Below are 16543 nucleotides of genomic sequence, written 5' to 3'. Positions count from 1 at the left end.
AAGATTTATCCCTTTCTTAAAAACATCCGATTCATATAATCTTTTGCATCAATCTCTCCATCCTGGACTTTTGGAATCTTCGATTCAAAAATATTTTGTGCATTTTTTTCGATACGACTCCAATTATTGTAACTATCCTTTTTAAAATACTTTTCCACATCACTCCAGCCTTCTTCTCCAAACTGAAAACAGGTAGAAATAATTTCATCCACAGAATTCAGCAGTTCCGCCACAACACTTGTATAACGATGAAGAAAATGATTATTCTCACGATATGGATATTTAACAAAATGATCAAACTCTCCATATACTTCTTCTGCGATCGTACGTACTTGAATTTCACAGTAATACTGCTTATATTTTAAAATATAATGCTGAGAACGATATCCTTTATTTGTATATTCTTTATGAATGGTATGATTAAAAATATCTCTGTCTCCATAACGGATATAAGCCCGAGGAATTTCTGCCATCGCAATCTCATATTGATCGTTTTTATGAAGTCCAAGTAGAAATTGATGTACACGATACCACTCTTCCTTTGAAAGTGTAAGAATTCGAAATCCAATCAGATCACGCACAATTTCCAAATAATTATCTTCATTGATCTTTTTATATTTCTGTCGCTTTTCAACACCAACTTTCCGGATGATTTTTTCAATCAAATGCTCTGGATCCTTACATCGATTATGAATCGAATGAACATTAAACTTCATCTCTTTTGAGATAATTTCTTGCAATTCATCTGCTGCTTTCTCAAGATCCAGTTTTCTTTCTTCATAATCATCATAAATTGCAGCTAAAGTATCCCAAGACAATCCGGAATCATCAAATGCCTCCCGCACCTTATAAGTTTCAAAAAATTTTTTTCGATCCAGCACCGAAGCCACCTCTTTTCTGTGTACTACATTAACGCCAATATTTTTATTTTATAATATTTTCTATAGCTATGCAATCTATGTTTACGGGCACAGAAAATTCTTTTACAGCCTTTTTTAAAAAAGCAAGCAGATGTTTTATTTCAAAGACTTTTACCTGCTTTACTGCGTCTTCTGAAACTTTTAAATAACAATGTAATTCTCTCAAAACGTTCTCGATATCTTTATAATGAACTTCCTCGATTCCCGGATCTGGAATATCTATCGATAACTCCATCGGAATTTGATAATGATTCACTAACCATGTATTCATTTTTGTATAGTCTCCATAGTAATACTTCTCTGAAAAAAAATCTTCCTTTAAAATCTTTTCTCCAGTCCTTTTAAGATACACATAGGATACTTCTTTTCTTCTTACTGTAACTTCATCTTTCTGATTTCGAAATTCTACAATTTGCGGAAGATATTCTTTAAAAAATTTTCGATCTATATATAAATGGAAAAGATATCCAAGATAGCAGCTATTTTTTAATCGTTTCTTGTATTTCTGAATGAACCATTCCGTCTCCGGATATTCTACCATATATTCAGAAAATTTTGGATTGCGAAAATGCGACTGTTCTTTTTGCTTTGTCGTATCCGGCAGTAAATTTCCAATTAAAAAATTATTTTTTTGCTTTTGATTCATCCTAGACTGACCGCTTTTCAAATACATTTGTGCGGCTGTCAAATGCAAAATATACCCTGGCATCTGTAAAAATCCTCCTCTTTTTTTCTTTTCTTAGTATAATATTGAAAAAAAAGATACTCAAGTTTTTTTATCGGTTCATTCATCTAATATCTTGACGCTCGAATTATTCAGGTGTACACTATTAGCAATAAGTTTTCTAATCGGGTAAAAATCTGGTTAAAAGATTTTAAAAATACAGTAGGAGGAAGTTATATATCATGGAAAAGGAAAATATCGATTGGGCCAATATCGGTTTCGGTTATATACCAACAGACTATCGTTTTGTTGCAAATTATAAAGATGGAGCATGGGATGATGGTGCTCTGATTACAGACCCTAATATTACAATTACAGAATGTGCAGGTGTTCTTCAGTACGCCCAGACATGTTTTGAAGGAATGAAAGCATATACAACAGAAGACGGACACATCGTTGTATTCCGTCCAGACCTTAACGCAAGCCGTATGGCAGATTCGTGCAGAAGACTGGAAATGCCAGTATTCCCAGAAGAAAAATTCGTAGAAGCAATCGAAAAAGTTGTAAAAGCAAATGAAGCATTTGTACCACCTTTTGGATCAGGTGCTACTCTTTATATCCGTCCATATATGTTCGGAAGTGACGCTGTTATCGGTGTAAAACCTGCAAATGAATATCAGTTCCGTATCTTTACAACACCAGTTGGTCCTTACTTTAAAGAAGGTGCCAAACCTATTACTATCCGCGTTAGTGATTACGATCGTGCCGCACCTCACGGAACAGGACATATCAAAGCCGGATTAAACTATGCAATGAGTCTGTTGCCAATTATGGAAGCTCATCGTCAGGGATTTGATGAAAATATGTATCTTGATCCAGCTACAAGAACAAAAGTAGAAGAAACAGGTGGAGCAAACTTTATCTTTGTCACAAAAGACGGAAAAGTCGTAACTCCAAAATCAAGCAGTATTCTTCCATCTATCACACGTCGTTCTCTGCTAGTTGTAGCAAAAGATTATCTTGGACTTGAAGTTGAAGAACGTGAAGTATTCTTTGATGAAGTAAAAGATTTTGCTGAATGTGGACTTTGTGGTACTGCAGCTGTTATCTCTCCTGTAGGAAAGATCTATGACCACGGCAAAGAAATCTGCTTCCCAAGTGGTATGGAAAAGATGGGTCCTGTTATCCAGAAACTTTATGATACATTAACAGGTATCCAGATGGGTCATATTGAAGCTCCAAAAGGATGGTTAAAAATTATCAAATAATTGATAGAACATTTATATTTTCCTGCCTGGCAAAAGTCAGGCAGGATTTTTTATCTGAATTAAAAAGATCTCAGAAGAAATTCTTCTGAGATCTTTTTTTACACGTTTCTATTCTATTTTTCATTTTATACGTTAATTTCTGCTGTCATTCCAAGGATTTCTTTGTTATCATCAAGAATTGGCTGTACTACTTCTTTTACAAATTCTTCTGTCTGCTGCGGTGCACGTCCAACAAAGTTTTCCGGTTTCATAATTGCCTGTAACTGTTCCATATTCATTCCAAAAGCTGGATCCGCTGCAATTCTGCTCAACAGATCATTTGGCTTCCCTTCTTCTTTGACAACTTTTCCAGCTGCCATAGAATGTACACGAATTTTTTCGTGAAGTTCCTGACGATCTCCACCAGCTTTTACAGCATCCATCATAATATTTTCTGTTGCCATAAATGGTAGTTCACTCATCAGACGACTCTCGATAACCTTTGGATATACAACAAGTCCGTCAACAACATTCAAATAAAGATCCAAAATACCATCAATTGCAAGGAATCCTTCCGGAATCGAAAGTCGTTTATTGGCAGAGTCATCCAGCGTTCTTTCAAACCACTGTGTAGATGCTACTAATGCTGGGTTCATTGCATCTGACATTACATAATTTGCAAGGGATGCAATTCTTTCACTTCTCATTGGATTTCTCTTATAAGCCATCGCAGAAGATCCAATCTGGTTCTTTTCAAATGGTTCTTCTATTTCTTTTAAATGCTGTAATAAACGAATATCATTTGAGAATTTATGAGCAGACTGTGCAATCTGACTTAATACATTAACAACTCGAGAATCTATTTTTCTTGAATATGTCTGTCCAGATACCGGCTGACATTTTTCAAATCCCATTTTCTTTGCAATCATTCCATCAATTTTCTTAATTGTTTCATGATCTCCTTCAAACAGTTCAAGGAAACTTGCCTGTGTTCCTGTTGTTCCCTTCGAACCAAGCAGACGCATATTTGCAATTACATGATCCAAATCTTCCAAATCATATACAAGGTCCATCAGCCATAAAGATGCACGTTTTCCAACAGTTGTAGGCTGTGCAGGCTGAAAATGTGTGAATGCCAATGTTGGGAGATCTTTGTATTCCATTGCAAACTTGGACAATTCATTCATAACATTTAACAGTTTTGTACGAACAAGTTTTAATGCCTCTGTCATAAGAATAATATCTGTATTATCACCTACATAACAAGATGTTGCTCCTAAATGGATGATTCCTTTTGCTTTTGGACACTGCTGTCCATAAGCATATACATGAGACATAACATCATGGCGTACCAATTTTTCACGTTCTTTTGCCACTTCATAATTAATATCTTCTGCATGCGCTTTTAATTCATCGATCTGTTCCTGTGTGATATTTAACCCTAATTCTTTTTCTGTCTCAGCTAATGCAATCCATAATTTTCTCCACGTCTTAAATTTCTTATCTGGTGAAAAAATATACTGCATTTCTTTGCTTGCGTAACGTTCAGATAATGGGCTCTGGTATCTATCGTGATTCATATCATTTCTCCTTATTTTTCATAATTTCCACGAATATCGCGGGTTGGTGGTTCTAGCGGGTATTTCCCTGTAAAGCATCCTTTGCAAATCGGAAGTCCCTGTACCATCTCAGAAAGTCTTTCCTCTCTCAGATATCCAAGGCTATCTGCTCCAATCACTTCACAAATTTCATTGATAGAACGATTGTATGCAATCAATTGTTCTCTCGCCGGGATATCAGTTCCAAAATAACATGGCCATAAAAATGGTGGCGAACTGATTCTTACATGAACTTCTTTTGCTCCGGCATCTCGAAGCATAGATACAATACGGTCACTGGTCGTTCCACGAACAATGGAATCATCGATCATAATTACTCTTTTTCCTTTGACTGCTTCTTTTAGTACATTCAATTTGATCTGTACACTTGATTCGCGGCTGCTTTGTCCCGGTTTAATGAAAGTTCGTCCTACATAAGAGTTCTTTACAAATGCCGTTCCATACGGAATTCCCGATTCAAGAGAATATCCAAGTGCTGCTGCATTTCCTGATTCTGGAACACCAACAACAAGGTCCGCCTCTACCGGTGAATCTTGTGCAAGATATCTTCCTGCCTGAATTCTTGAATGATAAACTCCGACTCCATCAATTTCGCTATCGGGTCTTGCAAAATAAATATATTCAAAAATACATCTTGCAGACTGTTCTTTCGGCAAACACATATCACAGTTAGACTTGATACCGTCTTTTGTAATACTTACAATCTCTCCTGGTTCTACATCACGGATAAATTCCGCTCCAATCGTATCTAATGCACAACTTTCTGAGGCCAGAATATAAGCATTATCACGCTTTCCAATACAAAGCGGTTTAAATCCATAAGGATCTCTCGCTCCGATCAGTTTTCTTGGTGACATTAAGACGAGGGAATATGCTCCCTTGATCTTACGCATTGCTTTTGCTACTGCTTCTTCCGCTGTTTTTGTATTCACACGCTCTCTCGCAATGTGATAAGCAATGACTTCTGAGTCAATCGTTGTTTGGAAAATAGCACCGGTCTGTTCCAGTTCTTCTCTCAATTCAAGCGCATTGATCAGGTTACCATTATGTGCAAGTCCAAGTGTACCTTTTACATAATTTAACACCAGCGGTTGGGCATTCTCCTGTGTACTTTCTCCAGCTGTGGAGTATCTGACATGTCCGACTCCGATGTCTCCTTTTAATCCTGATAGCGTATCTGGTGTGAATACTTCATTGCACAGTCCCATTCCTTTATACAGACAGACGTTGCGCTTTGGTCCATTTGTATCAGAAACTGCAATCCCGCAGCTTTCCTGGCCTCTGTGCTGCAGTGCAAACAATCCATAATATATGGTAGAAGCTACATCATTTCCATCAAAATCATAGATTCCAAAAACACCGCATTCTTCTCCTAGTTTATCAAAGTTTTCTCTGCTCATGGTAATTTAAAGCCTTCCTTATTCCTATAATCCTAATCGTTCATAGACTTCTTCATACGCCGCTTCCACATTTCCCAAATCATGTCGGAAACGATCTTTATCAAGTTTTTTATTTGTTCTGGCATCCCAAAGACGACATGTATCCGGAGAAATTTCATCCGCAAGAATAATTCCTCCCTCATATCGTCCAAATTCTATTTTAAAGTCGACAAGTTTGATATCTACTCTGGCAAGCTCCTCTTTTAAGATTTCATTAATTTGAAATGCATATTCTGTAATTTGGTCAATTTCTTTTCTTGTCACTTTTTCAAGAGCAATCGCATCATAATCACTAATCAGAGGATCCCCAAGAGCGTCGTCTTTATAACATAGCTCCAATGCAGGCTGTAAAAGTTCCCTGCCTTCCTCTATATTCAATCTCTTTGAAAAGCTTCCTGCTGATGCATTTCTTATGATAACTTCTAAAGGTATGATTTCAACATGCTTCACAACCGTTTCCCGATCACTTAATTCCTGTACATAATGTGTTGGAATCCCATTCTGTTCCAGGATTTTAAATATATAATTGGTCATTCGGTTATTTACAGCACCCTTTCCAACGATCGTTCCTTTTTTCAGTTCACCGTCAAATGCAGCTACATCATCTTTATAAGAAACGATCAACAAATCAGGATCTATTGTTGTAAATACTTTTTTCGCCTTCCCTTCATACAGCAAGTCACCTTTTTCCATGATCAAACTCCTCTTTCTTCATTATAAAATGGGCACCAAAATGACATAAAACTAAAAATAGTTCAATTTAGATACTAACATACAAAAAAGAAAACTGCAAGAAAGATATTCCCAGCAGTTTTCACACATTTTACTGATTATCTTTTAAAAGTTTTGTATCCGGAGGTATTTCCCCGCGTTTTAATTTCACATAAATTACTCTTTCAACCGATTCATTGATTCTCGACTCTTTCACTTTTCCACTCTTTACCGCTTTCCATACAGCTTCATAAGATTTTTTTAGATTTTCAGGCATAACAATCATATCCACTCCCGCTTCTAGCGCCTTCAATGTTGCTTCTGCCGAAGAATAATCATCTGTAATGGCCCTCATATTCATGGCATCTGTAATGATCAAATGATCATATTCCAATTCATTTCTTAAAATATCAGTGACCACTCTATTACTTAATGTTGAGGGTTCTTTTTCATCGGTTACATTACATAACATTAAGTGAGAAACCATGACTGCATCCACATCGGCACTGATTCCAGATTTAAAAGGTTTAAAATCTCTCTTTCGAAGGCGTTGAATCGTCTGATCTGTATCCGTTTTCCCTCTATGCGTATCCCCCCATGTATCACCACTTCCAGGGAAATGTTTTAACACTGCAGAAATCTGCTGTTTTTGCATAGATTTTACAAGATTAGAAATGATGTCGGCTACATCGGATGCATTACTTCCAAAACATCGATCTCCAACCTCCGTATTATTTTTATTCGTTAATACATCAGCAACCGGAGCAAAATTCATATTAAATCCTAGACGTTTTAACTGCTGACTCTGATTTTTCCCCATCTGTGTAATCTGTTTACTACTGTAAGTCTTTCCAATTTCATTCGCTGTTGGATAATGAATTACCCCCATCTCTTTATTGGAAGAAACTCTTGCTACACTTCCACCTTCCTCATCTGTTGCAATAAATAATGGAATATATGAAATTTTTTGAAAATCCTGAATCATTTTTTTTGTCTGTTTTGCATTCTTCATATTTTTAGAATACATAACAATCCCACCAACTGGATATTTTTTCAATGTTGCCTTCATCTGTTCTGTCACGCGAATCTGTTCCTTCGTCTCCCCCTCATCCAGAGAATAAACAGAAACCATAAATAACTGCCCAATTTTATTCTTTAATGACATTTCTTTTGTAATATCTTTTGCCATCCCTCTTAAGGTCGCTTCATCCAAATCCTCTGTTTTTTTCGTTGTTTCCTGCTTCTTCCCATCAATATTACATCCGACCATCAAAACCATCGATAAAATAAGAAGCAGGCACCATAATCTTCTCTTCATGTTCCAACCCTTTCAACCAAACTTTATGGATAGTATACCATTTTTAAAAAATTGTGTCCATGAAGGTTCTTCTCTATGAATCATCTTTTCTTTTCATTGTTTATTTTATCAAAAATAATCTTCACTCGAAACTGATCCCCTTTAATCGAAATTTTGAAACTGCCTCCGCAATTTTTTGTAAAACTGTCTGCAATTGAAAGCCCGAGTCCATTTCCCTCGCTTGTTCTTGACTTTTCTGCACGGGCAAAGCGCTCCATAATTTCTTCTTCTGTAAAATTCATCTCATAGGAGGCCGTATTCACTACTTCCATCCATAAACTCTTTGGATCTTCATAAATATCAACAAAAATACGGGTTCCTTTCAATGAATACTTCAATGCATTTTCCATTACATTTTGTACCACACGATACATACGATTGACATCTCCCATAAATTTTGTCTGTTTTGCATGGCATTCAAATCGAATAATAAAACCTGCCTGATGAATCTTATCCTCCATATCAGCAAGTGTTTGCTCCATCAATCTTCTCATATCCATTTCTTCCAAATTTACTTTCATATCACCACTCGTTGCTTTTGCAAGCTCAAATAGATCAGCAATAATATTTTTTAATCTCTCTGTTTTCTTATTCAAAATCTGAACATAATCTCTGGATTCTGGTGATAATGTTTCATCTTTTCCAAGAAGATCCACATATCCGATAATAGAGGTTAGCGGTGTTTTTAGATCATGAGAAACATTCGTAATCAGATCAATTTTCATTTTTTCACCACGCATCTGCTCTTGTAGCGCCTTTTCCATTCCATTTCCAATGTTAGAAAGTTTCTGGCTGTAATCATAATAAATAGTTCCTTTCGGAATATCTGCCTGTGCTGTCAGCTCTCCATTGGAAATCCGATCGATCTGATCGATCAGCTTACAAAGGTTTTTCTGTTCTTTTGCATATTGCTCAGAATATCGAATAAGACAACGAACGGCAGCCACGCCAAGAATAGCCATCCCAACACCAAAGAAACTGAAATATGGTATTGCGCAAATACTCAAAAATATAAATACAATCAAAATCTTTCTGACCGTTCGATACTGTTTTATTCTATCCTTTTCATGTTGCTTTGAAAAAGACATTGCCTCATATTCCAGTCTTTTTCTCTCTTTTGATAAACGATACCATTTACGAAAATATCCAAAACATAATGTTGTATCCAAAAGCTTTTTCTGTTTGATCCGCCATACCGTTGTCTGCACACAAACTGCAAAAATTGCCACAATACATGGAATCACCATAAAAGAAATAATCATAAATGTTTCAACAACTGTACTTGTCTGAATTGTATTCCCAGAGCTGCTGCTGTACTGCCTGCTAAAGTAAAACACAGCTGCAAACAACGTACCACCAGCAATCATCACAGAACATACAAGCATTGCTATCACTTCCCACCAGATTCGATCAATCCCTGCAAAAAATCTAGTACGTCTCTCCTGCAGTGCAAACAAAATGATTAGTAATATTGATCCAAAACATTCTATTCCTGCTAAAACAATCGCCGTTTTTATAATATTTTGTAATTCTTTTTGACGCTCCTTATAATATGTTTCTATGTTTCTTATACATTGTTTTGTAAATTTTACGGTAATTGTTCCATTTTCCAGCCTTTGCTTTTTATCACTATTAATCAATAATTCCTCTGGAATATTCACCGAAAGATCTGACTCACTATATATAGAAGAAAAACGATAAAAAGCTTCTGCACCCCCATCATCTTCTGTCTGTGTATCTGTAAAACTTCCATCCGATTTTACTTTTTGGGATGTATCTCTTTCCATTCGAATACCCGTAATTTTTCCTCCCTGATAATCGGCCTTTTTTGCCCCATAAGTTTCCTGAATCGTTTTCATTTTTTTCCCATACGGTTTGATTTTTAATTTTGCTTCTACAACTGCACCGCGAAGAATCTCTTTTAATTCTTTTTCCCCAAATATTCCTTTATATGTAGTACTATTTGCAACTCCCTGTTTTTCTGATGCCCATTGAAAAATCAATGCCGATGCAGTATCTGAAAAGAGACTCTCCCGACTATCCTCCAGAGAATCCAAAGAAACTGTTCCATCAATCATTCCCAATTTATTACACTCTATCGCACCATAAATTCCTGTCACAGACATGATAATAATCACAATAAAAACTGCAATAAAATTAAGCCATTTTTTCCATTTTGTATCCAATACCCCACACCACCTTTAAATATCTTGGATTTCTTGTGTCAATTTCTATTTTTTCTCGGATCCGTCGGATATGAACCATCACTGTATTTTCCACTGCATAAGCTTCTTCTTCCCAAACTCTCTCATAAATCTCATCCGCAGAAAAAACTCTTCCCAGATTACGCATTAGCAAATGAAGAATCTTATACTCTGTTGCTGTTAGTTTCACTGGTTCTCCGTCGACGAGAATCCTCTTTCCATCTGTATCCAGGATAAGTCCTCCATTCACGATCTGATTTTTATGTTCTTCCTGTTTTATCATGCTGCCAAGCTGTAAGTACCGCCTTAACTGAGACTTTACCCTTGCAACAAGTTCATCCGGACGAAATGGCTTACTTATATAATCATCAGCTCCCATAGAAAGGCCTAAAATTTTATCACTCTCTTCCGTTTTTGCGGACAAAATAATAATCGGAATATTTTTACTTTCTCTGATTTTCATTGTTGCTGACAAACCGTCCATTTTAGGCATCATAACATCGATGATCAAAAGTTGAATTTCCTTCTCCATCAAAAAATCCATTGCCTCCAACCCATCATATGCTGCAAATACCTCATAGTCTTCCATCTCCAGACGTTTCTTGATTGCTCCGACGATTTCCTTATCATCATCGACCACCAGAATTTTTGGTTGATTCATAATATCCTCCTAACTTTTCCTTATTTTTATCCTATCAGTCGTTTCTGTATTTTTTCTCTATATAAATCTTTCAGAATTCTTACATTTTACTCTCTCTTTATTATAAATGAAAGTTTTTTTCATAAAAAGAAGAATTACAATTTTTAACTTTGTTGTAAAGTTATTGATATTTTTTATCAATAACTTTCATTGTACACGTCACTGAGCTATGTTATCATATTCATTAGTTAGAATGTACTAACTTTTTTACAAGCTATTATTATTTTACGGAGGAATTATACTATGCGAAAAAGAGTAATTGGTAAAGCATTTGCCTTTGCGTTAACAGGTGCTATGGTATTAACATCCTGCCCAATCACAGGCAGCATTTTCAATGCACCACGAATCGTAAAAGCAGCAGAACAGAGTGATGACTATGTATACTGCTATGCAGGACTTACATGGAATGAATATTGGAAAGCAGAACAGGTTTATGCAGCCGGAAATACTGGCTCCTCTAATGTTACAGATTCACATAATGAATTAGACAAGGGCGGATATGATGCTGTCACGAGAGCTACAAAAAGTCATGGACTGCATCGTGGAAGCTTCCAGTGTAATACTACCATCAAAACTACCGATGGTAATCAGTACGCTGTTTCTTACTGGAAAGATAGACAGACTATTGTATTAACCGACGGATCTGAAGTTACTTTTAATAATGGTACAATTACAGATGCTGCTGGTAAAACTCATGACATGGATTATTATGAAATATACGGCCTGAAATATGTTCCAGTTGCTGTAAAGGCGTCTGATTACGCAGCGTTCAAAGCAAAATATAGTGTTGTTGAAAATGCTGGAACTTTAGTTGGTGGATTTGCAGAAGGTGTCTTAAAATCATATTCTCTGACAGCGAACGTAACGAAAGATACGAATGGATTAAAAATTGCCACAAAAAATGCTGATGGATCTTTCTCTTTCGGAGCAAGACAGACAGGTAAAGACTCTGGTACAACAGAAGCATTACAAAAAGCAGAAAATGTTACTGCAACTGTAAAAGATGGTAAAGGATCTTATGGTGAATTTCTCCGTGTGGATTTAACAGGTGACGGTTACTGCGCTTTAGGTGATAAGATGCAGGCTGTCAAATGGACTTATTATGGAAAAGACAGCACTTACAAAAAAGCAGTTGCAACTTATGGAACAAAATTTGCAGCTGATAACTGGATGCATAAATCTAAGGGAATCCAGCTTGGTTTAACAGATTCTATCCGTTGTCAGTTACCAAAAGGATATGATGGTACTGGATATTGGACATTAACCGTTTATGCTCTTGGATACGAAGATTCAACATTCAATGTAAAAGTAGAAACAACCAACATTGCAAAACACACCTTTGCAACAACTGCAGAAGTTAATAATTTAAAAGCAACAGTTGCAAAAGCAAAAGCTCTGACAACCGATGACTTATGCGATTCTGACAGTCAAAAAGATAAATGGGCAGACTTCCAGTTAGAACTTGGAGAAGCTGAAGATGCTCTTGCAGCAAAAACTTATTATTCTGGAAACATTAACGAAGCACAGCAACACTTAACAGCAGCTATGGATGCTTTAAAACTTCATGATTATAAAACAACTGCTGTAACAGTAAAAGCGACTCCTGATAAAGATGGAAGCGCTTCTAAAAAATGCTCTGTTTGTGGAAAAGAATCAACAGTTGTAATTAATAAAGTTTCTAACATTAAGTTAGCGAAAACAACTTTGACATACAATAAAAAAGATCAAAAACCTGCCGTTACTGTAAAAGATAGCGCTGGAAATACTCTGAAAGCAGCAGATTATTCTGTTTCTTATGCAAAAGACAGCAAAAAACCTGGTGTTTATAGTGTAAAAGTTACATTAAAAGGAAACTATAGTGGATCTAAGACTCTCTCTTATACCATTATTCCTTCCAAAACAACAGTAAAATTAAGTGCTGCAACAAAATCTTCTCTGAAAGCTTCTTGGAGCAAAGTAACAGATATCACAGGATATGAAGTACAGTACGCAACAGCAAACTCCTTCAAAGGTGCTAAAACAGTAAAAGCAAATGCAAAAGCTACTTCTACTACATTAAAGAAACTTACAAAGAACAAAAAATACTATGTAAGAGTTCGCAGCTACAAGACTGTAAAAGTAAATGGCAAAAATAAAACTATTTACTCTGCATGGTCTGCAAATAAAACTTTAAGTACAAAGAAAAAATAAAAAGTTCTCCCTTTTTATCTTTCATAAAAAAAGACTTCGTTTTTATGCGGAGTCTTTTTTTCTGTTATTTTATTTTTGTGCTTTTTTCTCCAAGAAGTACTGCGGCAATTAATGATGTAAACGGCACTGCAAGAATTACTCCAAGGCTTGAAGAAAGCCCCTGCATGATTTCAATTCCAACAGAATACATATTAATGACTTGCTGATATTCGTAATGATAGGCATAGATAAATACTAACGTATTAATTGATCCTCCAGTAAAGGCAAGAATTAGCGTATTCGTCATTGTTCCCATCATATCACGTCCGACATTCATGCCAGACTGAAACAATTCTTTCGCTGTCATTTTTGTATTTTGTTCTTTTAATTCATTTAACGTAGAAGCGATCGACATCCCAACATCCATCACAGCGCCAAGAGCCGCAATCAAAATACCTGCAAAGAGCAGTTCCCCAATCCGAATATCCGTCATTTCACCTACATAAACAAGACTTTCTATATCTGATACATTATAACCACTAATGGAAGTAACTCTTCCAAAAACAAGAGCAAAAACTCCTGCAAAAACAACCCCTATAATAGTTCCTGCCATCGCTGCAATCGATTTCTTTGTAATTCCATCCACCATACACATCGTAACAATCGTTGTAAAAATGACAACAAAAATAGCTGCTAAAATCGGCGAAATTCCTTTATAAATCATTGGAAGAAAAAGAAAGAAAATACAAAGCATTGTAAAAATCAAGCTAAGAATCGAAGAAATTCCTTTTTTCCCGCCAACAAGAATAACAATTACTACAAAGAGTGCAACCATAAGCCAAATCATTGGCCCACGATTTACGCTGTAGACAGATGTAACCAACTCTCCTCTTGATTCGTTGACAATTGCAATAACTTTCATTCCTTTTTTACATTTGGCACCAAAAAGATAACTGGAAGAGCTTGTTGCTTCCACTTCTTTTCCCTTATGTTTTCCTGACAACAGCTTTAACTGTACCGTCTGCTTTCCGCTTCCACTTGTTGATACATTATCTGAAACAATCTTTGTTACCTCTGCCTTTTCAAAGACCCTTCCTTCTGTGTCCAGCAGTTTTGTTTTTTCAATTCCACGAAATGAAAAAAACAACAGAAGAAAAAGAATGCCTGCAATGAGCAGGCATCCTCCCTTGATCTGTTTTGCTCTCATTACTTCACAGTGACTTTCATAACTTTACTGTAAGAACCATACAGTTTTTTACCATGGACATTTTTATAAGCGCGAACTTTTACATAACAATTCGTTTTGGATTTCAAGGATGTCAATGTATAAGTTGTTTTTGTTGTGCTCTTTCTTTTTGCTTTTTCAAATTTATTATTTGTAGCATACAAAATTTCATAACCAGAAACTTTTTCCGTTGTTTTTTTAATTGTTACAACAACTTTCTTCTTTGCAGAAGATTTTAAAGAAATCGATACTTTCTTTGGTGCAACTGTGTCATTTTTCTTTGAATCACTGCTCTTTACAATAGAAAATGTATCATCAATCTTCTGGTCATTATCTGTACGATAAGTATTGATTGTTAAAGTCTTGTCTGTTACATCCACAATAGAGTATGTTGGAATATCTTCCTGCCAACGTGCTGCAATATAGGTTTGTTTTCTTGGTACAAGATCATAATATTTACTTCCAGAAGAAGAACCACCAGTCATATAAAGAATTCCTTTTGGATTCAAAACAGAGTCTCCCTTTTCTACCTTCTCTACATATTTATCATCCATAACACTCTTTAAGTAAGACAAATATTTTTGTTCACCTTTATCTGTTGTATTATTTTTGATATTTGCAGGTGCTTCATATCTTGTTTCCGGATTTTCTCCTGCATCCATATCTTTTGTTAATTGTGTTTTAAATTCATCGCTGCTATAATTTTTTGCAATCTCTGACTGTGTATCTTGCAACATCATTTTACTGCGTGAATAAGCATGATCATGTCCTGTCAAAACTGCGTCTATATGGTTTGCTTCAAAATATGGTGTCAACTGATATCTCAAATTCGTAATTTCTGGTTCATTCGAATGCTCTGCAGATCCATAAATATCCTGATGAAGTGTAACAATTCTCCATTTGCAATCTTTATTTTTTGCAACGGCTTCTTCTATAAACTGTTTATGTTCTGCCACATTGGAATTTTGTGTATTTAACATAAGAAACAGAGCATTCCCATATTTGAAATAATAATCTCCGCCAGTAACTCCATTATCTCCAAGTTTACTTTCATTTGGACGATTAAAATGGTAGGTATAATTTTGATTATCCGCGTCATGATTTCCGACAGTTGTTGCAACTGGAAGAGATTTTAAAATATCAGGACTTAAATATCCTGTATATTCAATCTCACTCTTTGCAGCATCTTTGTTTGGTGCTTTTTTCTTTGTTGTCTGAATCTGGTCACCAGCGGACACAACAAAACTTGCTTTATTTCCAGTCTTTTGCATTGCTGCATTTAATGTGGAAGCCCAGTTAAAAGCATCATTACAAACTGCATCCGACTGTGCATTATAAAATTCTTCAGAATCAGAACCTTTTAATTCATTGGAGGAACCAATCTGTGGATCTCCTACAAATACAAAACTGAAATTTTTTGCTGATTTTGTTGTGTAAGCTGCTGGCTTTGTATATCCACTTCCATTATCATAGCTGTAATAATATGTCGTATTTTCCTTTAAGCCTGCTGCCGTTACCTTATTCGTATAATAAGTACCGCCTTTTGTATCTGTTTCATTAGCCACCTCTGTTTGTTTGGCTTCATAGACTTTTGCATTTTTCATGTTGCGTCCTTCACCAATGATTAACTTTGGAGCATTTCCATTTTCGGACCCTTCGGAAACTTTTGCTACTTTTGCTTCTACTATCTGATCTGTCTTACTTTGCGTTGTTTTCTTTGGTGTATACCAGGCAAAATTTAATTCTGTTGCATTTTTTCCAGGCGTCAAAGAAACCTGTGTCCAATCATTTTTTACACGATTCCATTCATTCTTCCAACTCTTATATTGGTTGCTAAGTCCCATCTGCTCCGCCATAACAGATGCATCTGTCTTTCCATCCGGTGCTGCACTTGCAAATACAGAAGCTGCATTTCCTGCCGCAAGTGTAATCGCCAAAGCGCTAATTACGATCTGCTTTCTCCAATTACCTTTCATAATCTTTCTCCTTCTACATGTTTCTTATTTTTCTCTTGAAAAATGTTTTCAAAAGATGATTCTTGCTCATTATATGAGTTTTATGTAACTGTTGTATCATGACAAGGTAAAGATTACGTTAAAAAACCGAGATGTTTCTTTTTTTCACATCCCGGTCTTTTTCTTTTTTATTTTGTTTCAACTCACAGTCGGTAATTTCACTGAGCCTGATATGTCAACTTCATACCGACTATGCTTGACCTTATATCAGCTGGGCATGTCGATTTTTCTTCGCCCACCACTGCCGTTAAGTTACTTTCACAATTTCTCCCG

At 35.9% G+C, this 16543-nt stretch carries 12 protein-coding genes; 2 read left to right on the top strand and 10 right to left on the bottom strand.

Features of this window, described 5'->3' with window-relative positions; genetic code table 11:
- Window positions 1-5 precede the first annotated feature (5 nt).
- On the bottom strand, window positions 6-881 hold the full coding sequence (locus tag KQI71_RS03015; RefSeq protein ID WP_216433954.1) for a hypothetical protein: 876 nt from the start codon (window positions 879-881) through the stop codon (window positions 6-8).
- A gap of 43 nt (window positions 882-924) precedes the next feature.
- The gene (locus KQI71_RS03010; RefSeq protein ID WP_216433952.1) at window positions 925-1629 is read right to left on the bottom strand and encodes a zinc dependent phospholipase C family protein; all 705 of its coding nucleotides are present in this window, start codon (window positions 1627-1629) and stop codon (window positions 925-927) included.
- 197 nt (window positions 1630-1826) lie between these two features.
- On the opposite strand from KQI71_RS03010, the gene KQI71_RS03005 reads away from it, so the two are divergent.
- Window positions 1827-2852 carry a branched-chain amino acid aminotransferase gene (locus KQI71_RS03005; RefSeq protein WP_216433951.1) on the top strand — a complete coding sequence of 342 codons (1026 nt, stop codon included), beginning with the start codon at window positions 1827-1829 and terminating at the stop codon, window positions 2850-2852.
- A 125-nt stretch (window positions 2853-2977) separates the two neighbouring features.
- On the opposite strand, the gene purB is transcribed toward KQI71_RS03005, so the two are convergent.
- The 6 genes from purB to KQI71_RS02975 form a co-directional block, all read right to left on the bottom strand.
- On the bottom strand, window positions 2978-4411 hold the full coding sequence (purB, locus tag KQI71_RS03000) for an adenylosuccinate lyase (RefSeq protein ID WP_216433948.1): 1434 nt from the start codon (window positions 4409-4411) through the stop codon (window positions 2978-2980).
- Between the two features lie 11 nt (window positions 4412-4422).
- The gene (gene purF / locus KQI71_RS02995; protein ID WP_216433946.1) at window positions 4423-5850 is read right to left on the bottom strand and encodes an amidophosphoribosyltransferase; all 1428 of its coding nucleotides are present in this window, start codon (window positions 5848-5850) and stop codon (window positions 4423-4425) included.
- 24 nt (window positions 5851-5874) lie between these two features.
- Window positions 5875-6582 (bottom strand): phosphoribosylaminoimidazolesuccinocarboxamide synthase, encoded by a 708-nt coding sequence (gene purC, locus KQI71_RS02990; protein WP_216433944.1) that lies wholly within the window; start codon window positions 6580-6582, stop codon window positions 5875-5877.
- A 130-nt stretch (window positions 6583-6712) separates the two neighbouring features.
- On the bottom strand, window positions 6713-7918 hold the full coding sequence (locus KQI71_RS02985) for a glycoside hydrolase family 3 protein (RefSeq protein ID WP_216433942.1): 1206 nt from the start codon (window positions 7916-7918) through the stop codon (window positions 6713-6715).
- A gap of 80 nt (window positions 7919-7998) precedes the next feature.
- Complete coding sequence (locus KQI71_RS02980; RefSeq protein WP_216433940.1) at window positions 7999-10143, bottom strand: histidine kinase dimerization/phospho-acceptor domain-containing protein; 2145 nt, start codon at window positions 10141-10143, stop codon at window positions 7999-8001.
- Window positions 10115-10822 (bottom strand): response regulator transcription factor, encoded by a 708-nt coding sequence (locus tag KQI71_RS02975; RefSeq protein WP_216433938.1) that lies wholly within the window; start codon window positions 10820-10822, stop codon window positions 10115-10117. Before KQI71_RS02975 ends, KQI71_RS02980 begins: the two co-directional genes overlap by 29 nt.
- Before the next feature lie 282 nt (window positions 10823-11104).
- Between KQI71_RS02975 and KQI71_RS02970 the strand changes: the two genes are divergently transcribed.
- Window positions 11105-13051, top strand: a complete 1947-nt coding sequence (locus KQI71_RS02970; protein WP_216433936.1) for a penicillin-binding Tp47 domain C-containing protein — start codon at window positions 11105-11107, stop codon at window positions 13049-13051.
- A gap of 64 nt (window positions 13052-13115) precedes the next feature.
- Here the strand turns inward: KQI71_RS02970 and KQI71_RS02965 are convergent, their stop codons facing one another.
- Entirely contained in the window at window positions 13116-14237 is a 1122-nt protein-coding gene (locus KQI71_RS02965) for a YibE/F family protein (protein ID WP_216433934.1), read from the bottom strand.
- Window positions 14237-16231, bottom strand: a complete 1995-nt coding sequence (locus tag KQI71_RS02960; RefSeq protein WP_216433933.1) for a purple acid phosphatase family protein — start codon at window positions 16229-16231, stop codon at window positions 14237-14239. Before KQI71_RS02960 ends, KQI71_RS02965 begins: the two co-directional genes overlap by 1 nt.
- Window positions 16232-16543: the final 312 nt, after the last annotated feature.

Origin of the sequence: Anaerostipes sp. MSJ-23, from assembly GCF_018918155.1 — a bacterium.
Taxonomy (GTDB): Bacteria; Bacillota; Clostridia; order Lachnospirales; family Lachnospiraceae; genus Anaerostipes.
Note: the sequence above shows the minus strand (reverse complement) of the source record. Positions and strands in the feature narration are given on the sequence as shown.